The following is an 18,323-nucleotide window of genomic DNA, read 5'->3' as shown; positions in this document are numbered from 1 at the left end:
GCCGCCGATAGAGTCGGGGCGCGAAAATCCCCCCGAAAAGCACTCCGGGAGCGAACTATGCCCGCACCGCCGAGGGTCGCGGTCGTCTACGACCTCGGCTCGGCCGGTCCCGCCGACGTGCTGCGCGCCGCGCGGGGCGTGTGCACCCCGGTTTTCGTCTACGACCGGGCCGACGAGCATCCGGCCGAGGTGGCCGGGCTGCTCGCGGACCTCGGCGAAACCCTCGACACCACCGGCTGGGACCTGCGGCGCACCGCCGCGGAACTGCGCCGCCGGGACACGGCCGGGATCGTCACCTTCGCCGAGTACCAGCTCCGCCGCACCGCCGGACTCGCCGAGGCGCTCGGACTTCCTTACCAGGACCGGAAAACCGCGGAGCTCCTGACCGACAAGGCCGCCCAGCGGGCCGCGTTCGCCGCGGCCGGGGTGGACGCCACCCGCATCGCCCGCGTCGACGCGCCGGACGATTTCGACGCCGCGCTCGCCGTAGTCGGCCTGCCCGCGGTGCTCAAGCCGGCGGTCGGCGGGTCCAGCCGGAACACCTCGCTCGTCACCTCGGCCGGCGAAGGCGGGGAACGGGCCCGGCGGCTGCTCGCCGGTCCCGAAGACCGGTTGGTGCTGGAGGAATTCCTCCAGGGCGAACCGCTCGGCGGGTGGGGCGACTACGTCAGCGTGGAGTCGCTGACCTCCGGCGGCGTCACGGTTCCGCTCGCGGTCACCGGGAAACTCCCGCTCGCCGCGGGCTTCCGCGAGACAGGCATGTTCGTCCCGGCGGACCTTCCCGGCGACCTGCGGGCCGAGACCGAAGACCTGACCCGGCGCGCGCTCGCCGCGCTCGGCTTCCGGCACGGCCTGACGCACACCGAGATCAAGCTGACCGCCGACGGCCCCCGGCTGATCGAGGTCAACGGACGGCTCGGCGGGCACGTGGCCGATCTGGTCCGCCGCGCCGGAGGCCCCGACCTGGTCCGGCTCGCCCTGCTGGCCGCGCTCGGCGCCGCCGGCGTCCCGGACCGGCCGCGCTGGGACCGGGTGTCCTTCCAGCATTTCGTGCTGGCGCCGGACGGAACGAGGGTGGTGCGGCGGATCAGCGGCGCGGCCGCCGTCCGCGCCCTGCCCGGCGTGAGCAAGGTCGACCTCGCCGACCTGCCCCGCGTGCTGCCCGCCGTCGCGACCGGCGCGAGCAGCCGGGTCGGCACGGTGTACGGCGCCGTGGCCGACCACGCCCAGTTGCGTTTCCTCAGCCAGCTCGTCGGCGAATCCCTTCGCCCGGCGGCCGAACCGGAGGTGGCCCGATGACCGGCAGCACCGTGCCCGAACTCGTCGACCGCCAGGCCGCGGTCACACCCGACGCGATCGCCCTGCACCACCCCGGCGGCACGCTCACCTACGCCGCGCTGAAAGCCCGCTCCGACGAGCTGGCGGCCGCGCTGGCCGCGCTGGGCGTGCGTCGCGAAACCCCGGTCGCGCTCCAGGTGCCGCGCAGTGCGGAAGCCGTGCTCCTGATGCTCGCCGTGCTGAAATGCGGCGGCTTCTACGTCCCGCTGGATCCCGGCCACCCGGACGCGCACCGCGCCCGGACGATCGCCGATTCCGGGGCCCGGCTCGTCCTCGCCGGCACCGCCGATCTCGACTCCACAGTGGACACCGCACTGCCCGAGGCTCCGCTCCCGGGCAATCCCGCGTACCTGGTCTACACCTCGGGGTCCACCGGGACGCCCAAGGGCGTGGCGGCCACCCACGAGGCGGTGGCGAACCTGGTGACCCAGCCGGGGCTCGGCATCGAGCCGGGCGACCGGGTGATGCAGTACGCGCCGCTCGCCTTCGACGCCTCCACCTTCGAGATCTGGGGCGCCCTCGCCCGCGGCGCCACGCTCGCCGTCGCACCGCCCGGCGCGCTCGGCACCAGCGACCTGCTGGAGTTCATGGAGCGAGCCGAGGTCAGCGTCGCCTGGCTCACCGCGGGGCTGTTCCACGAACTGGTGACCGCGGAGAAGCGCCTGCCGGCCGGGTTGCGCCTGCTGTTCTCCGGCGGGGACACCGTGCGCGCCGACGTCGTCCGCCAAGCCGCCGCGCTCGCGCCGGAAACGGTGCTCGTCAACGGATACGGGCCGACCGAGTGCACCACCTTCGCGACCCTCCAGCCCGGCCTCGGCGCACTGGCCGCGGACGGCCGGTCCACGATGCCGATCGGGCGGCCGCTCGCCGGGGTCGCCGCACACGTCCTGGACGACCGGCTGGCCCCGGTGCCGGACGGGGAAACCGGGCAGCTGTACGTGAGCGGCCCGAACCTGGCCCGCGGCTACCACGCCCGGCCGGGCGCGACGGCTGCCCGGTTCGTCGCGGGCCCGGACGGCACGCGCCGCTACCGCACCGGCGACCTGGTGCGGCGTCTGCCCGGCGGCGCGCTGGAGTTCCGCGGCCGGGCCGACCGGCAGGTGAAGATCCGCGGCTTCCGGGTGGAACCCGGCGAACTGGAAGCCGTCCTCGGCGAGCACCCCGACGTCCGCGCCGCCGCCGCGGTCGGCGTACCGGACGAGGCGGGCGGCTCCCGGCTGCTCGCGTACGTGGTGCCCGAGCGGGACGAGGCCGACCTCAGCGCGCTCCGGACATGGCTGGCCGAGCGGGTGCCCGCCTACCTGGTGCCGTCGTCGGTGCTGCGGCTTCCGGCGTTGCCGTTGTCCCCCAACGGAAAGGTCGACGTCGCGGCGCTGCCGGTGCCCGGCGAGCCGTCCGCCGAGACGGGCCCGGCGCCGGTCACCCCGGCCGAGAAGCTGGTCGCCGAGACCTGGCAGGCGGTGCTGGGCGTGGACGCGGTCGGCATGGACGACAACTTCTTCGAACTCGGCGGCGATTCGCTGCGGATGAACCGCGTCGCCGCAGAACTGCGGCGCGCCACCGGACTCCCGATCGCACTCGCGGACCTCCTGCTGGCCGAAACCGCAGGCGAACTGGCCCGTTCACTGGAAGAACACTGACCAGCACGGCACGCTACCGCGCCACCCGCCGCTCCCCCGGAACAAGCGCACGCCGCACCTCGTCGACCACGTCGGCCAGGTGCTCCTGCAAAAAGAAATGCCCGCCCGGAAAAACCCGGTGGCTGAACCGTCCCGTCGTGTGCCGCTCCCACGCGCGCAGGTCGGCGGGCGGCACCATCCGGTCCTCCGCCCCGCCCAGCGCGACCAGGTCGTGGTCCAGCGGTTCCCCGCCCGGCCAGCTGTACTCCTCCACCACCGCCAGATCGGCGCGAACCGTGGGCAGCACCAGCTTCAGGTACTCGGGGTTCTCGAGCACCTCCGGCGACAGCCCGCCCAGTTCGTGCAGCGCGGCGACGAGTTCGGCCTCCGACAGCGCGTGCCGGTGCGGGCCGGTGCGCTCCAGGTGCGGGGCGTGGTGCCCGGACACGATCAGCACCTCCGGCCGCCGGTCCGCCGCGAGGCGCCTGCTCAGTTCGAACGCGACGAGCGCGCCCATGCTGTGCCCGAACAGCGCGTACCGGTCCGCGGTGAGCGGGCCGAGCTGCTCGGCCAGCTCCGGGACCAGGGTGTCCATCCGGGAGTGCGGGGTCTCGAACATCCGGTTCTCGCGGCCGGGCAGCTGCACCAGGGTGACTTCGACGTCGCTGCTGAAGCAGCCCGGCCAGTCCCGGTAGGCCGCCGCGCCGCCGCCCGCGTGCGGCAGGCAGATCAGCCGCAGCGCCGCGCCGGGCCTCGGCTGCGGCGTGAGCGTCCAGGGATTGCGGGTCGTTCCGGCCATGCCGTGCGCTCCTGTCCAGAGGTGTCAGTTCTCCGCCGCGGCCCGGTCGGACCGGATCGCGTCCCAGTTCACCGGGACGCCTTCCAGCCACAGCCGGGCGGCGGCGGCCAGCAGGCTGTCGGTGTGGGATTCCCAGTACGGCGACGGCGCCAGCGACGCCACCACGGGCGCGGGTTCGGCTCCGCTCGCCGCGAGGAAACGGGTGGCCATGTTCAGCGCGGTCTGTTCGGGCCCGATCTCCAGCACCGCGCCGGGCGGACGGCGCCACAGCGCGCGCAGCCCCTCGGCGAACAGCACCGGCGAGCACATGTGCCGTCCCCAGTGCTCGGGATCGGTGGCCTGGCGCGGGTTCAGCCGGGTGCCGGTCAGGCACGAGACGTACCGCAGCCGCGGCGGCTTCCTCGTCATCGACGCGGCCGCCTCGACCAGGCGCGGGCGGACCGGCTCGAGTTTCGGCGTGTGGAAGGCGTGGGTGGTGTCGAGCATCCCGCAGCGGATGCCGTCGGCGGCCAGCCGGGCGCGCAGTTCCTCGGTGTCGGCGGTGCCGCCGGCGGCGATGCTCACGTCGGGCCCGTTCGTCGCGGCGAGCCAAAGCCCTTCGCGCAGATAGGGTTCCAGCTCTTCCCTGGACAGCGAGACCGCGAGCATCCGGCCCTGCGGCAGCTCGTCGACCATCAGCGCGCGGCGCACGATCAGCCGCAGCGCGTCCTCGGCCTCCAGCACCCCGGCGACCGTGGCGGCGACGTACTCGCCGAGACTGTGCGACAGCATCGCCGCCGGTTCGACGCCCCAGTCCCGCCACACCCGCAGCAGCGCGTACTCCAGCACGAACAGCGCCGGATGCCCGATCGTGTTGCGGCGCAGCAGCTCCTCGTACTCCGCCGACCGCGGATCGCCCGCCGGGGCGAACATCGCCTGCCGGGGGTCCACGCCGAACTCGGCCACGAGGAGCTCGCCGAGCCGGTCGGCCACCGCGCGGAACCGGCCGAGCCGGTCGTACAGATCCGACCCGCGCACCACCGACAGCTTGCCGAACCCGGCGAACAGCACGGCGACCGACGGCGTCCCGGCCGCCGCCGGTTCGCTGCCGGACGGCGACCGGGTCAGCAGCCAGCGCGTGTCCCGGTCCCGGACCGTGGCCAGCGCGTGCGCGGTGTCGTAGGCGAGCACACAGCGCCGGTGGCGGTGCGCCGGATCCAGCGGCATCGCCTTGGCCACCGCGGCGAGCCCGCCCGCGGCGGTCTCCAGTTCGGCGGCCAGCGCGACGGTGCGGTCCTCGAGGTCCTCGGCAGTGGCTCCGCTCACCGGAATCAGATGCAGCATCACATTTTTCCCCTAACCCCCAGCGGTCCCGCGTCCGGCCGCCAGCGCGCCAGTGCGGTCCTCGAGAACGGAATCACCTGCGGCACCGCATTCCCTAGCCCCGGGCGGTCTCGAGCCCGGCCGCGCCGCTGTTCTCCAGCGAACCGGCCAGATCCGCCCAGGCCGCCGCGTACACCCTGGCGAATTCCGCCACCAGCGCGCGGCAGTGGCTCGGCACCGCCTGCACGAGCTGGCCCCATTCGGCGATGCCCGCGGCGTGCCGGTCCAGCCACCGCAGCAGCGCCCGGCCGGATTCGCTCAACCGCAGCGCGGGATCCCGTTTCATCTGCTCCAGCGCCCGGCGCAGCTCCGCGGCCGAGACCGCCCAGGACTGGACCCGGCGCGGCGGCGGCGAACCGCGGCGCTGCGCGGGCACCGGATCGTCCCCGGCGCTCAGCCGCCGCCGCACGTCCTGCACCGTGGCCGGGGAAACCCCGGCGCGCCGGGCCACCGAGCGCAGCGACGCGCCCGGCTCCTCGGTCAGCAGTTTCCCGGCGAGCCGGCGGCCCGCCGCGGCGTTCACCGGGCGGCCCCGGCCGTCGCGGCCCACCCGTCTGTCCAACTGATCATTCTGGCCAGTCGAACGGCCGCGCAGACCGGCCACCGTTCCCGCGGCCAATCCGACCGCCGCCGCGATCCTGCGGTCCGACCAATGTCCGTGCGAGACAAGGATCCGCTCCGCCGCCGCGCGCCGGTCGACGCGGTCCAGCGGCAGCCCGTGCACGCGGTTCAGCCACACCGACAGCACGAAAGCGTCCGCCGCGCTGCCCGCGTACAGCACCGCGGCGACGCTCGCACGGCCCCGGGCCGCCGCGGCGCGCACGCGGTGCACCCCGTCGACGACGCGCATCGACGGCACGTGCACGACGATCGGCGGCAGGTCCGCCTCGGTTTCCGCGAGCAGGCCGACGTGGGCGTCGTCCCCGCCCCCGCCGCGCACCCATCCCGACACGGAAAGCCCGGCCACCGCGACCTGTTCGACCGGGCAGCCTTCCAGTTCGGCCCGCGCCCAGTCCGCGCACGCCCCGGACTCGCCGCGCATGCCGTCCCGCGGCGGACGACCCGGCTGCACCATCAGCGCTCCCTCACGATATTCGGACAGCGGAAAAGAAGAACGAGGGATCGGACGGACCCGGGCCTGCTCCGCGATTGCGGAGGCCGGACAGCGAAACGCGCTCGGAAACGACCCCAGTTCTTCCCGGGCATTTCGGCCTTAACCAACAAGATGACCCTAGCAACGGCAAACTCTTCACCGCAACCGGCGGCAAACAACTCGTCCGTTCGGGCGGTCCGGGGCAACCAGTTGAACACCGGCACCAGCGGAAAAGGCAGCTTTGCCCTGCGCTCGCACGCCCTCCGGCGGAGCGGCAGCGGTTCGCGGCGAACGATAGCGGAGTCTGTCAAGCCCGGCGAACAGACAGCTGCCGCGTCTCGCCAGCCATTCCGGCGGCCTGCCGCCGACCATCGTTCTTATTTCCGCACGAGCCCCTTTGCGGAATTACTCTCCGCTCGGTGCGTCAATTCACCGGAAGACGCGATTTCGCTCGAAAAGAGCATTTCCCGCCGAAGCTGCTCACCGAGCGACCGGCGACGGGATCTTGCCCGACCGGTAGCCGGCTTCGTCCCGGCCCGGCGTCCAGCGTCGCCAGTGTTTCGCCGCGAGACGCACTGGTGCGTGCTTCTGCACCTGCGCGGCCGCGGCGCTCAGGCGGTCGTCGGCCGGGAACGAAAGCCACAGCGACAGCGAGGAAGCGGCGGACCCGATCGTCGCCCGCACTCGGGAGGCGCCGAGCGTCCGGCCGTATCCGTCGACCGCGAACCGGCCGGTGTCCTCTTCGGACACTCCGGCGTACGGTTCGCGGCCGGCCGGGTCGACGAGCCGCACGGGAGCGTTCAGCACCAGGCAGGCCGCGGACCGGCCGTATCGGGTGACGGCGTCCGGCTCGGCATCGTCGAGTGCGGTGAGGACGGCGTCCACGCTGTCCTCGCGGACGCGCCATTCCCGGTGCGTCCGCGCCGGCCGGAAGACCGTCGTAGGTCACGATGTCCGGGCGCGTCACGACGGCGTTCGCTCCACGGCGGAGCTTCGGAGAAAAGCGAAGCGGGCACGCTCGGACTCCGCGTCGAATCCGGGGACCCGCCGAGCTGCCCGCGTGACGAGTTCGCCGAGCGCGTCATGCACCGCCGGCCGCAACAGGGCCGCCGGGTCCGTCGTCCGCAGGACGTCGTCGCTGTTGAGGCGCAGCTCGCCGCTCGCCCTGCGTTCGGCGAGCATCACCCGAGGGCTGAGCAGGGCGGTCGGCTCGGTGACGACAGTGAGGTCGCCGCCGACGGTCACGAACAGGTCGTAGCCGAACTGCCAGTCCAGCGGACGCAAGCCGGCCTTGAGCCGGGTCAGCTCGGAAATCACGGCCGTCGGAATCGCCGGGTCGCCGTAGACGGTCCGGAACGACAGGCTTCCCGGCGATCGCGCGCTCACGGGGACCCGATCCGCCAGAAGCCCTCGGGCGCTCCGGCCGGGACGAGCGGCGTGATCCACTGCGCCACCACCTCGACGACGGCAGCTTCGAGGTCGTCGCGCGTCCACCCGCTCGGCCGCGGCGGAACGCCAGGCTCCCAGCCGTCTTCGCCCCACGCCACACCGAAAAGATGCCGCTCGTCGCCGAACCGGCGGTCGAGCGCGAACGCGTCGCGTCCCTCGAACCGGGCCCAGACGTCGAACGGGCCCTCGCCGTCCTGGTCGACGAAGACATCGATCACGACGCCCTCGACGCCGTCCGCGCGCGCCGCGGCCCAGAACTGCTCGAGCCGGGCGGAGGTTTCGTGCGACGCGGAGCCGAGGATCCCGGTCACCGCGGCCCGGTAGCCACCCGTGTCCACGACAGGGAGCTTAGCCTCGAAGGTCAAGAGCTGTTCAACTGCGCGTCAAAAGCGTCCAATCCTCTGTGGACTCGGCAAGCCGGAAATTGTCCGCCAGGTAACCGCCGTAGACGCGGGTCATCGCCTCGACGGTGTCCTGGCAACAACCCTGCCCGGGCCGCAGCTTGGGCACCATGACCCACTGCGCTTCCCCGAAGACCTGCTCGGCCGCCGGGTGCGTGCGCTCGTCGAAGCTGATCCCCAGGTCCCACCAGAGCGGGCCGCCGGTCGCCGGCGTCAGGTCGAGCGCGAAGGCGAAGGGGTTGGCCAAGGACATGCTGACCACGCGGTCGCCGGGCCGGATGTGGCGGCGCAGCAACGCGAGGCCGTCGTCGAGCATCGACGGGACCGCGGACGCGGTGCGGTAGGCGGTCTGCCACGTCGCGTCCGCCGGGACGACGAAGTCGCCGAGATGCGGGCTGGCAATCCGTTGCGACGGCGGCGGCGCCGCGACGACCTCCCGGCGGGCCGCGCTGATGCCGAGCGCCAACGCGTCTTTCCCGGCTATCGGCGCGGTCGTCGCGACGAGCAGCAGGACGAGCCCGGCGAGCAGCGGCACCGGCATCCGGCGCCGGCCGTCTCCTCCACTCCAGCGCGGCAACTCCGGTTTCAGCGCCGCCACCAGCACGAGCGGGATGACGGCGAGCGCGGCGAGGTCGGACTTCTCCGGGCTGTCGGCAGCGGAAATGACCACGCTCGAGCCGAGCACGAACAGGGTGAGCACGAGCAGCCGCCACGGCCGGGCCGGTTCTCCGCGCCGCCGGGCGAGCCAGAAAAGACCGGCGACGACGAGCAAAGCGAGCGCCCCGACTGGCGCGTTGTAGGCGATGCTGCGCAGCAGCAGGCCGAGCCGCTTCCCGGCGCCCTGCGCGGCGAACGCCGTCGCGACGTCGCCCGCGTAGCCGGCTGGGCCGATCCCGAAACCCAGCCAGAACACCACGACGACCAGCGCGAATCCGCCGGCCGCACCGGCTAGCGCGCGGGCGGCGAGGGTCCGCAGGACCAGTCCGAGGACGACAGCGAGCACGCCCATCAGGAAGAAGTTGGCCTTGTCGTAGGCGAGCAAACCGAGCATCAGGCCGATCGCGGCGCCGTCGGCCAGCGGGCGCCGGGTGCGCGGAGGGACTGATACAGCGAGCAAAAGCGCGGAGTAAAGCAGCCAGCCGAACTTGTTGTAGAGCATCGCGTACGTCGTCGTGCCCGGAGAGTACCCCGGCGGCCGGACGGAAATGACGAGCAAAGCCATGAATACGGTAAACCCGGTCGCGTACCCGCCGGGCAACCGCCGGTGCGCGACATATCCGGCGAGCACCGTCGCGATCGGAAGAAACAGCAAACAGCCGTAGGCCACTGCGGCAAATGACGGTACCGCCTGCATCTGCATGCCGAGCGAAGCGAGCACATAGACGAGCGGGCCGATGGCATTAGAGAAATCTGTTCCGGGCACCTGCCCTTGCGCGATCCGGTAACCGCCGTCCAGCAGGATGAAATTATCCCATGGCGCCACCAGCGCGACCGGGCCGAGCCACCAGGAGTACAAGCCCAGCACGACAACGGCGGTCACGGTCAGCAGCGGCCACGGCACCCGCCGTCGCTTTTCGCGCACCACGACATCAGATTCGGCGAAGTGGAGATCATTTTCTGTCGACATGCGCTTCCCATCCGGGGATTCGTTCGACTGATCAGTTCGTAATCGAGAGGGAAACGCCTCCCGTTACATCGTCCGGAAAAATGATTCAGCAAGGGAAAATAATCGACTACATATTTGCTGGGCTTATTGTGCACCGTCCGGCCGGCGAGATAATTGACGCCAGCGGGCGCACCGCGCGGACCGCCGGGCTGCCGGGCTGCCGCACAGCAATTATTGACTCACACACAGCAATATCGGACATTGAGGCGAGCGCGCCCCCGGCCCTACGGTTCATTGCGTGGCTGACATTTCTGCGGGCGAGACGCCCGCCCCCGAACGCTTCGCCGTTCGCGTCGACGACGCGGACCTCGCCGATCTGCGCGCCAGACTGGACCGGGTCCGCCTTCCCGAGCACGAGACCGTGCCGGACGCGGCCCAAGGCATCCAGCTGGCGCAGCTGTCGACCCTGCTGACGGCTTGGCGCGAGCACGACTGGCCCGCGCGGCAGGAGCGGTGGAACGCCATCCCGCACTACCGGATCGTCCTCGACGGCTTGGGGATCGCGTTCTGGCACGTGCGTTCCCCCGAGCCGGACGCGCTTCCGCTGGTGCTGACGCACGGCTGGCCCGGTTCGGTTCTCGAGTTCGAGGACGTCATCGGCCCGCTGAGCGATCCGGCCGCGCACGGCGGTTCCGCGCGCGACGCCTTCCACCTGGTGATTCCGGCGCTGCCGGGGTTCGGGTTCAGCGACCGGCCGCGCGAACAGGGCTGGAATCCCGGCCGTACCGCACGGGCGTGGGCGCGGCTGATGACCGTGCTCGGCTATCCGCGGTTCGGCGCCCACGGCGGGGATTGGGGCGCGTTCGTGAGCACCGAACTCGCCCGTCTCGTCCCCGAACGCGTCGCGGGCCTGCACCTGACGATGCCGATCGCCTCGCCCCTGCCCGACGACCTGCTCGCGCCCGGCCCGGCCGAACAACGCGTCCTGGACCGGCGAAACCTGCACCTCGCCGACGGCTACGGCTTCGGGATGCAGATGAGCACCCGCCCGCAGACCCTGGGCTACTCGCTGCTCGACTCCCCCGCCGGGCTGGCCGCGTGGCTGGGCGAGAAATTCGCCGCCTACTCCGACACCCGGCCCGAATCCGGCGGCGGGGTAAGCATTGCGCAGCAGATCGACACCATCGCGCTGTACTGGCTGACCGGCACCGGCGCGTCGTCTTCGCGCTGGTACTGGGAGGCGATGCGCTGGGTGGCCCGCAGCGCGGAAGCGGAGAACGCGCAGCCGGTGACCGTGCCGACCGCCTGCTCGATCTTCCCGGCCGATCCCTGGCCGACCGTCCGCCACTGGGCCGAACGCCGCTACCTCGACCTGCGCTCCTGGCACGAACTCGACCGCGGCGGCCACTTCCCCGGCCTGGAGCAGCCGGATCTGCTGGTGTCCGAGATCCGGGACGCGTTCCGGCACCAGCGCAAGCCCTGATGCCGGGCCCGTCAGGAACCGCGGTACGCCGAGGGCCGCGTCCCGGTGTGCCGCAGGAAGGCCGTCGACAGCGCGGCCGGGCTGGCGAATCCGCAGCGCCCGGCGATCTGGGCGATGGTCAGCTCGGTGCCGCGCAGCAGCCGTTTCGCCTCGTCGATCCGCAACCGGGTCAGATACCGGTACGGCGTCTCCCCGGTCGCTTCCTTGAAGACCCGGACCAGGTGGTAGACGCTCAGATGCGCCTCGCCGGCGAGGTCGGCCAGGCTGATCGGCTCGGCGAGCCGCTCGCGCATCGCCGCGACGACCGCCCGGACCCGCGCGTTCTCCCGCCCCGGTGCGGCGCGAGCGGACCGCCGGGTGTGCCGGGTGAGCAGTTGCATCGTCAGGAACGCCGCCGCGGACTCGGCGTACAGGTCGTCGGCCCCGCCCGCGGCGCCGACGGCTCGGATGATCTCCTCGACCAGCGGATCCCCCGCCGCCAGCGACGCGGCCACGGCAGCGAAGTCCACCGCGCCGCCGCCGAGCTGCGCCGCGGTCGCGTCGACGGTGCCGCGCGGAATGTGGACCTGCACGCTGTCCAGCACGCCCGTCGCCCGGTAACGCCGCACAGCGGGCTGGTCCGGAAGCATCAGCTCGACGCGCCCCGGCGTCCACGGAGTGCGCCCCCACCGGCCGCCCCGGCACGTCTCCATCTCCGCGCTTCTCCCGACCGGCAACACCAAATGCAGATCCGCCGCGGCGGGCAACGCCATTTCCTCGGCGACGGGGACGTGCTCGAACCGCTGTACGAGCAGGGACTCCCAGCCGGCGTCCTCCCAGCTGCAATACGTGCGCCGGACGTACCGCTCCATGGCGAACCCGGCGTACGGCCGCAGATCCAGCCGCGTGGAGTCGAACACCATGGTTCCCAGGCTAGCGACGATCGACCCCAGGAGGCTCGATGACCACCGCCCATCCCGCTCGCACCGCCAGCCAGGCCTTGCACGCCGCCGTGCGGAGGCGGGACAAGGAGGCCTGGCTGGCGCTGTTCGCCGCGGACGCCCTCGTGGAGGACCCGGTCGGCCCTTCGCTGTTCGACCCGGAAGGCGCCGGGCATCGCGGCCGCGACGCCATTTCGGCGTTCTGGGACCGCGCGATCGCGCCCAGCGAGTCGGTCGAGTTCCTCTTCGACGACTCCTTCGCCTGCGGAAACGAGGTCGCCTTCACCGGCCAGGTCCGCAGCCAGAACGGCGGGCAGGTGCTCGAAGCCGAAGGAGTGTTCGTCTACCGGGTCGACGACGAAGGCAAAATCCTTGCGGTGCGGGCCTTTTGGGAGTTCGAGCGCACCATGCGGACGATGCGGCCCGCGTGACCGCTATGCCCGGCGCGCGAAATGGCGGCGGGTCCGCTGGCGCGACAGCCAGTACAGCGTGTGCGGGGTCCCGGCGAGCAAACCGCACCCAGCGATGCACATACCGGTCACGAAAAGCGAGTAAGAATTGACGATGCCGCTTCCGACGCGTCCCTGCATGAAAACGACAGTCGCCCAGCACAGCACGAGGCCCCCGATCGTGACCAGGCCGACCGCGGCCGCCGTCAAGCGCCGGAGACGCTTCTCCCAGGCCAGCAGATGCGCGTCGCGGCGCCCCTCGCGCCTCCGGACCCGCAGCGCGGCCACCGCTGTCCCCATGCCGATCAGCAGGCCCGCCACGGTCCCGCCGAGGCCGAAGGTGAAGGCTCCCCCGGCGCCGATGTTGGCTCCGCTGTGCGGCGGCGCGGTGATGAGCATGATGAATCCCGTGCCCAGCAATACGGCGCCGGCAACGAGGATCCAGATGGTGATGAACGTCAAGGTCTTGACGTTGGTTCTCGCGATGCTGACAGGTGCGCTCATGGTTCCTTCCGACTGAATGACGCCGCCGCTCGGCAGCCCGGCCGCCTGTGCACGGCCCGGCTTCGCCTCGCAGTCCCCCTCCTGATCACCCAGCCGCTCGCGAAACGCATGAACAACTGATTTCAGGCAAACGCATCTTATCCGGTCGCAACCGCCTGGGTTGGGCCGTGCGGCGGCGTCGCCAAACGGTTACCAAGCCCGCCGCGCGGCCTTCTCAGCCGACGCGCGGCGAGGGAATCGCGGACCGGTTGCCGCGGTACCGGGCCACGACGACCCGGACCCCGTTGCGGAACGCGTCGGGCGCCGCGGCGAGCACGGTGCTGCGCGGCACCGGATGCGGAACGTCGAGCCCGGTCATCGGCCGGGCGAGCCCGATCCCGCGGACGGTCCACCGCAACTGCCCGTCTTTGCCCCGATCGGTGAACTCCAGCGAAACCGGGCGCAACGCCGCGGCCCGCACCAGCCCGCTGTCCGGCCCGGTCGGGATCAGCACGTCCCCCGCGTCGAGGAGAAGGCAGACCCGATCGACCGGCTTCAGCCCGTCGATCGCGACAATCCCGCGACGGCCCCGTTCGGGTGACCGGAGCAGCCGGACGCATTCGCGATGCGTCAGCTCCACGTCGTCCATCGCCCAGCTCCTCCCCGGCGCCCCCGACGAGCCCAGGATCCCGATTCCACCGCGCGCAGCGCAAGACGCCCACCGCCGGACGTCACTTCCTCCCGGGACTCAAGACCTTTCGGTGCGCATTTCCGCTGTTGCTGAACTATTCGCCGGAGAACCCGATCACGCCAGCCGTGTTCACCGGGTCGTGCTATTCCGGCATCGGCACAACGCTCACCCGGGATTCCGGTACCAGCGCCGGTGGACCATCGGCTCCACCGCCAGCACAGCAACCGCCGCCGCGAGCGCGACCGCCCAGACGAGCCAGTCGCCCGACGGTGCCACCGACCACACCACAGCGACGAGCACGACCGCCGGCCTCGCCAGCGTGAACGGCCCGAGCCCGATCAGGATCACGAACGTGCTCCCCCGCATCGGCAGCAGCCAGTACGCCAGCAGCGAAAGCACCACGACCACCGCGAACGGGGTCAGCACCTGCAGCATCCGGGCACCCGCGCCGACCAGTCCGGCGTACCGGGCGCCGGGGTCCGACGAGAACGGCAAGGTCGCCGCGATCAGCAACGCCGGCAAGCCGAGGCCTGCGGCACCGCTCGCCAGGCCCCGGCGGGAGGCGGTCAGGTAGTAGGCGCGCTTGCGGATCCGGGCGTTGCGTCCGGTCGCGGCCCGGAACCCGGCGAGAGCGGCGTCGATGAGCGCGAGTGTGCCCAGCGAAAGCGGAACCAGCACGGTCATCTCGCTGGAGCCAGCCCGCGGGCGCGGCGTCCCAGCGCGCGAAGGACGTCGCCGGTCAGCTGCGGACGGAGGCCGACAACCGGACGCATCGCCGCGCAGAGCGGGTTGGTGTACTTGGTCGCTTCGAAGAGAAACGTTTCCATCCCGGCCGCGTGCGCGGCGGCCGACAGCAGCACCGGGTCGCCGTGGGCGCGCCGCGCGGAGGCGACGCCGTCGTGCCGTCCCAGCGGTTCCCGCATCCGGGCCCGGTGGAACAGCCAGGCGCCGAACGGCGCCAGCCGGGTCGCGGCGAGGTCGTAGTGGATGAACGCCTCCGTGCCCGCGCGGTCTTGGGCGCGAAAGAAATCCGGCAGCGCGTCGGCCGGGAAATGGTGCAGCACCCCGCTGGACAGGTACACGGTGGCGTCCTCGGCCAGCGCGAACGCGTCCCCGCACACGAACGCGCACGGGAGTCGCTCGTCTTCGGCCAGTCTGCTCGCTTCGGCCACGAGAGCGCGGTTGAAATCCACACCCACCAGGTCGACGTCGCGGCCGAGCACACCGGAACTGGCCAGGCTGCGCACGATGAACCCCAACCCGCAGCCGATGTCCACCACCCGCGGGCGGATCCCCCGCGCCCGGACCGCGGCGAGGATCGGCGCCAGCAGTTCAGCGAAGCGCTGCGCCATCCGCACTTCCTCGTTGAGCCGCTGCAACTCGGTGTGGGCCCGGATCAGCAGCCGGTCCACCGCCGCGGGATCCAATACCTCGCCGAGGACGGGGATCCGCCGCACGATCCGGGCCGCCCGTTCGTCACCGGCCGCGCGCAGCGCGGCGACCACGTCCGCCCGGAGGACCGGAAGGCGTTCGCCGGTCGACGGATCCCACTCCGCCACCAGATCGGAGATCTCCAGCACCGCCATCCGCGAACTCTATCCATCCGGTCGTGCTCCCCCTACTCCGCGACAGTGAGGACGAGCTTGCCGCGGGTGCGACCGGCCGCGCCGCGGGCATGCGCCTCCGCCGCCTGGTCCAGCGGGAAGGTTTCCTCCACCTCGACGGCGACCTCCCCCGCGTCGATCAGGCCCGCGATCGTGGTCAGCGCGGTGCCGTCCGGCTCGACGAGGAACGGCGTGACGCGCACACCAGCGGCTTTCGCTGCCTGGGCCAGTTCCGGCGAAACACCGGAGGGGACGGCGACCAGCAGGCCGCCGGGGCGCACCGTCTTGAGCGAGCGGGTACTGGTCTGGTCCTTCGCGTCGCCGATCAGGTCGATGACGACGTCCACGTCGTTGGCGACGTCCTCGAAGCGGGTCGTGGTGTAGTCGATGGTCTCGACGGCGCCGAGTTCCTCGAGCCACGCGTGCCGGGCGGCGCTGGCGGTGGCGATCACGTGGGCGCCGAGGTGCCGCGCGAACTGGACCGCGAAGTGGCCCACCCCGCCGGCAGCGGCCGTGATCAGGACTCGCTGTCCGGCCTGCACCTGAGCTGTGTCGGCCAACGCCTGCCACGCGGTCAACGCCGCCAGCGGCACGGCGGCCGCGTGCACGTGGTCGAGGCTGGCTGGCTTCCGAGCCCACTGCCGGGCCGGGGCCGTGACGAACTCGGCGTAACCGCCCGCGGCGCGAGGGAACCAAGGCATGGCGTAGACCTCGTCGCCCGGCGCGAGGGTGGTGACGCCGAAGCCGGCCTCTTCGACGACGCCGGAGACGTCCCAGCCCAAGACCAGCGGGAACGTCTGCATTCCCGCCATCCCGTGGCCTTCGCGGGTCTTCCAGTCCACCGGGTTGACCCCGGCGGCGCGCACGCGCACCAGCACCTCGGTCGGCAGCGGCTCGGGTCGCGCGACCTGCTCGGCGGTCAGCACCTCCGGCCCGCCGAACTCCCGGATGGTGATCGCCCGCATGTGCTCGCTCATGGTGTTCTCGCTCATTCCTGTCGTTGATCGCGCGCCGGGACTGCGGCGCCAGACCAGAGTGGCCCGCGTTCGCGGCGAGGAGTGAGTGGCCGGGAAGACACCTATCGTACTATTCCAGCCATGCCGCATCGTGTCGCAGTTCTCGCCCTCGACGGTGTCCTGCCCCTGGACCTGGGCATCCCGGCGCGGGTGTTCAACGAGGCCTGCGAACCGGACGGGACCCGGCTGTACTCCGTCGCGACCTGCTCGCTCGGCGGCCGTCCGGTGCGCACGCACGAGGACTACCGGATCGTCGTCGAGCACGACGAATCGGCGCTGGCGACCGCGGACACCGTCGTGCTCGCCACCCAGGAGCCCGGCGAACACCTGCTGGCGACCGGCGAACTTCCCGGGGACATCGCCGCCGCGCTGGACCGGATCGGGCCGCGGACCCGCATCGTCAGCCTGTGCACCTCGGCGTTCCTCCTCGCGGCGGCCGGCCTGCTGGACGGCGCGCGGGCCACCACGCACTGGGCCCTGTGCGACGCGCTGGCACGGCTGTTCCCCCAGGTCGAAGTCGACCCGGATGTGCTGTTCGTCGACAACGACCGCATCCTCACCTCCGCGGGCGGAGCGGCCGGTATCGACTTATGCCTGCACTTGGTCCGCCGAGACCACGGCGCGGCAGTGGCATCGGCCGCCGCGCGCCGGTGTGTGGTGGCGCCGTGGCGGGAGGGCGGGCAAGCGCAGTTCATCGAGCACCCGGTTCCGCACGACGCCGACCGCTCGACGTCGGCGACCCGGCAGTGGGCGCTGGACCGGCTGGCCGAACCGATCACCCTCGACGACATGGCGCGGCATTCGCACATGAGCGCGCGCACCTTCACCCGGCGATTCCGCAGCGAGGTCGGCAGCAGCCCGCTGAAATGGCTGGCACAGCAACGGCTCGCGCACGCCCGGCTGCTGCTGGAGACCACCGGCCTGCCCGTCGCGCGCATCGCGACGGCGTGCGGTTTCGGCGATCCGGTCGCGCTGCGCAAGCATTTCTACGCCAACCTGGGTCTGTCGCCGCTGGCTTACCGGCGGGCCCACAACGCCCCGGAGGCGTTGGCAACACGGTGAAATCCGGCCGACAGGGCGGGTCCGGGCAGAACTGGGTCGCTGCCCGTTTCTCAAGCCGGGCCCACGACGCGCGGGAACCGTGGACAGTGCGGTGAAATCCGCCCTTCGGGCAGGGCCGCTGCGGTCAGGCAATCCTGCGCCTCGCCGATACGTGGATAACCCTCGCACCGGATCGCCTCGCGCTGGCGGCCGATGCCGACGGGCAGGTCCGGGACGCGACCCGTTCCTCAAGCCCGGCACCGGAACCGTGGACAGCACGGTGAAACCCGGCCGTCAGGGCAGGTCCGCGGTGAGCAAGCGCAAGCCCTGCTCGAAAAGTTCGGCGAAGTCCGCTCCGGTCAGATGGTCCTGTGCCTCGGCGAGATGCGGATAATCCCCGTCCTGGATCGCCTCGCGCAGGCGGTCGATGCCGACGGGCAGGTCGGGGCCGGACTGGATCGCTGCTTGTTCCTCCAGTGCGTGGCCGGTCGCGAAGTGCAGGACCAGCAGTGCGGTTTTCATCGCCGCCGCGGCGTCGAGGCCGGACTCTCGCAAAGCGCCGTTGAGGGCTTCGGCGAAGCCTAGGGTGTTCGGTCCGACGGCGTGCGTGCCCGCGTACACCCGCGCACCGTCGCGATAGGACAGGAGCGCGGTGCGCAGGCTTCTCGCGAGGGTCAGCACCCGTTCGCGCGGATCGGCGATTTCGTCGGCGGCGGCGCGGCAGCCGTTCAGCATCGACTCGGCCATCGCGGTCAGCAAGGCCGTTTTGGTCGGGAAGTAGCCGTAGAGCGTGCCCGCTTGGACGCCGACCGCGGTGGCCAGTTTTCGCATGGTGAGCGCGTCGAGGCCCTCTTCGTCGAGCAGCCGGAGCGCGGCGGCGGTGACGTGGGCCCGGTCGGCGGCGGGCGGACGTCCTCGGGTGCGGGGCTGGTGCGCGGTCATGTCGAGGTGAGCCTAGCAGCGTGTTTG

General features: G+C 72.0%; 19 protein-coding genes. 5 read left to right on the top strand and 14 right to left on the bottom strand.

All coding sequences use genetic code 11. The features are described 5' to 3' along the window. Nucleotides 1-57: 57 nt before the first annotated feature. Both H4281_RS35070 and H4281_RS35065 read left to right on the top strand, forming a co-directional pair. On the top strand, nt 58-1,299 hold the full coding sequence (locus H4281_RS35070; protein ID WP_182895155.1) for an ATP-grasp domain-containing protein: 1,242 nt from the start codon (nt 58-60) through the stop codon (nt 1,297-1,299). Continuing rightward, nucleotides 1,296-2,978, top strand: a complete 1,683-nt coding sequence (locus H4281_RS35065) for a non-ribosomal peptide synthetase (RefSeq protein WP_182895154.1) — start codon at nt 1,296-1,298, stop codon at nt 2,976-2,978. Before H4281_RS35070 ends, H4281_RS35065 begins: the two co-directional genes overlap by 4 nt. A 13-nt stretch (nt 2,979-2,991) precedes the next feature. Here the strand turns inward: H4281_RS35065 and H4281_RS35060 are convergent, their stop codons facing one another. From H4281_RS35060 to H4281_RS35030, 7 genes are all read right to left on the bottom strand, one after another. Further along, nucleotides 2,992-3,756 (bottom strand): thioesterase II family protein, encoded by a 765-nt coding sequence (locus tag H4281_RS35060; RefSeq protein ID WP_182895153.1) that lies wholly within the window; start codon nt 3,754-3,756, stop codon nt 2,992-2,994. A gap of 24 nt (nt 3,757-3,780) precedes the next feature. Beyond that, nucleotides 3,781-5,079 (bottom strand): acyltransferase domain-containing protein, encoded by a 1,299-nt coding sequence (locus H4281_RS35055; protein WP_182895152.1) that lies wholly within the window; start codon nt 5,077-5,079, stop codon nt 3,781-3,783. A 94-nt stretch (nt 5,080-5,173) separates the two neighbouring features. Continuing rightward, the gene (locus H4281_RS35050) at nt 5,174-6,193 is read right to left on the bottom strand and encodes a streptomycin biosynthesis protein (RefSeq protein ID WP_182895151.1); all 1,020 of its coding nucleotides are present in this window, start codon (nt 6,191-6,193) and stop codon (nt 5,174-5,176) included. 498 nt (nt 6,194-6,691) lie between these two features. Next, the gene (locus H4281_RS35045; RefSeq protein WP_182895150.1) at nt 6,692-7,096 is read right to left on the bottom strand and encodes a hypothetical protein; all 405 of its coding nucleotides are present in this window, start codon (nt 7,094-7,096) and stop codon (nt 6,692-6,694) included. 78 nt (nt 7,097-7,174) lie between these two features. Beyond that, nucleotides 7,175-7,597 (bottom strand): hypothetical protein, encoded by a 423-nt coding sequence (locus H4281_RS35040; protein WP_182895149.1) that lies wholly within the window; start codon nt 7,595-7,597, stop codon nt 7,175-7,177. Further along, nucleotides 7,594-7,998, bottom strand: a complete 405-nt coding sequence (locus H4281_RS35035) for a DUF6389 family protein (protein WP_312872237.1) — start codon at nt 7,996-7,998, stop codon at nt 7,594-7,596. The genes H4281_RS35040 and H4281_RS35035 overlap by 4 nt, the downstream gene beginning before the upstream one ends. 34 nt (nt 7,999-8,032) lie before the next feature. Beyond that, entirely contained in the window at nt 8,033-9,688 is a 1,656-nt protein-coding gene (locus tag H4281_RS35030; RefSeq protein WP_182895148.1) for a hypothetical protein, read from the bottom strand. Nucleotides 9,689-9,965: 277 nt separating this feature from the next. On the opposite strand from H4281_RS35030, the gene H4281_RS35025 reads away from it, so the two are divergent. Continuing rightward, a complete protein-coding gene (locus H4281_RS35025; protein ID WP_312872236.1) occupies nt 9,966-11,150 on the top strand; it encodes an epoxide hydrolase family protein in 1,185 nt (394 codons plus the stop codon). 11 nt (nt 11,151-11,161) lie between these two features. On the opposite strand, the gene H4281_RS35020 is transcribed toward H4281_RS35025, so the two are convergent. After that, nucleotides 11,162-12,052, bottom strand: coding sequence for an AraC family transcriptional regulator (locus tag H4281_RS35020; RefSeq protein ID WP_182895147.1), 891 nt, complete (start codon nt 12,050-12,052; stop codon nt 11,162-11,164). Nucleotides 12,053-12,090: 38 nt separating this feature from the next. On the opposite strand from H4281_RS35020, the gene H4281_RS35015 reads away from it, so the two are divergent. Continuing rightward, nucleotides 12,091-12,501 (top strand): nuclear transport factor 2 family protein, encoded by a 411-nt coding sequence (locus H4281_RS35015; RefSeq protein WP_182895146.1) that lies wholly within the window; start codon nt 12,091-12,093, stop codon nt 12,499-12,501. 3 nt (nt 12,502-12,504) lie between these two features. Here H4281_RS35015 and H4281_RS35010 read toward each other — a convergent pair whose 3' ends face one another. The 5 genes from H4281_RS35010 to H4281_RS34990 all read right to left on the bottom strand — a co-directional run bounded on the left by H4281_RS35010 (nt 12,505) and on the right by H4281_RS34990 (nt 16,262). After that, the gene (locus H4281_RS35010) at nt 12,505-13,023 is read right to left on the bottom strand and encodes a hypothetical protein (protein ID WP_182895145.1); all 519 of its coding nucleotides are present in this window, start codon (nt 13,021-13,023) and stop codon (nt 12,505-12,507) included. A 214-nt stretch (nt 13,024-13,237) separates the two neighbouring features. Next, the gene (locus tag H4281_RS35005; RefSeq protein WP_182895144.1) at nt 13,238-13,651 is read right to left on the bottom strand and encodes a hypothetical protein; all 414 of its coding nucleotides are present in this window, start codon (nt 13,649-13,651) and stop codon (nt 13,238-13,240) included. Between the two features lie 207 nt (nt 13,652-13,858). After that, nucleotides 13,859-14,377 (bottom strand): oxidoreductase, encoded by a 519-nt coding sequence (locus H4281_RS35000; protein WP_182895143.1) that lies wholly within the window; start codon nt 14,375-14,377, stop codon nt 13,859-13,861. Next, nucleotides 14,374-15,279, bottom strand: a complete 906-nt coding sequence (locus H4281_RS34995) for a class I SAM-dependent methyltransferase (protein ID WP_182895142.1) — start codon at nt 15,277-15,279, stop codon at nt 14,374-14,376. Before H4281_RS34995 ends, H4281_RS35000 begins: the two co-directional genes overlap by 4 nt. 32 nt (nt 15,280-15,311) lie before the next feature. Further along, nucleotides 15,312-16,262: an NADP-dependent oxidoreductase gene (locus H4281_RS34990; protein WP_220508311.1), complete on the bottom strand. Its 951-nt coding sequence runs from the start codon at nt 16,260-16,262 to the stop codon at nt 15,312-15,314. 132 nt (nt 16,263-16,394) lie between these two features. Between H4281_RS34990 and H4281_RS34985 the strand changes: the two genes are divergently transcribed. Further along, nucleotides 16,395-17,375: a GlxA family transcriptional regulator gene (locus H4281_RS34985; protein WP_182895141.1), complete on the top strand. Its 981-nt coding sequence runs from the start codon at nt 16,395-16,397 to the stop codon at nt 17,373-17,375. A 273-nt stretch (nt 17,376-17,648) separates the two neighbouring features. On the opposite strand, the gene H4281_RS34980 is transcribed toward H4281_RS34985, so the two are convergent. After that, on the bottom strand, nt 17,649-18,296 hold the full coding sequence (locus H4281_RS34980; protein ID WP_182895140.1) for a TetR/AcrR family transcriptional regulator: 648 nt from the start codon (nt 18,294-18,296) through the stop codon (nt 17,649-17,651). Nucleotides 18,297-18,323 lie beyond the last annotated feature (27 nt).

This window comes from Amycolatopsis dendrobii (assembly GCF_014145675.1).
Lineage (GTDB): Bacteria > Actinomycetota > Actinomycetes > Mycobacteriales > Pseudonocardiaceae > Amycolatopsis > Amycolatopsis dendrobii.
The sequence above is the reverse complement of the archived record's forward strand: the minus strand, read 5'-3'. Positions and strand labels throughout refer to the sequence as shown.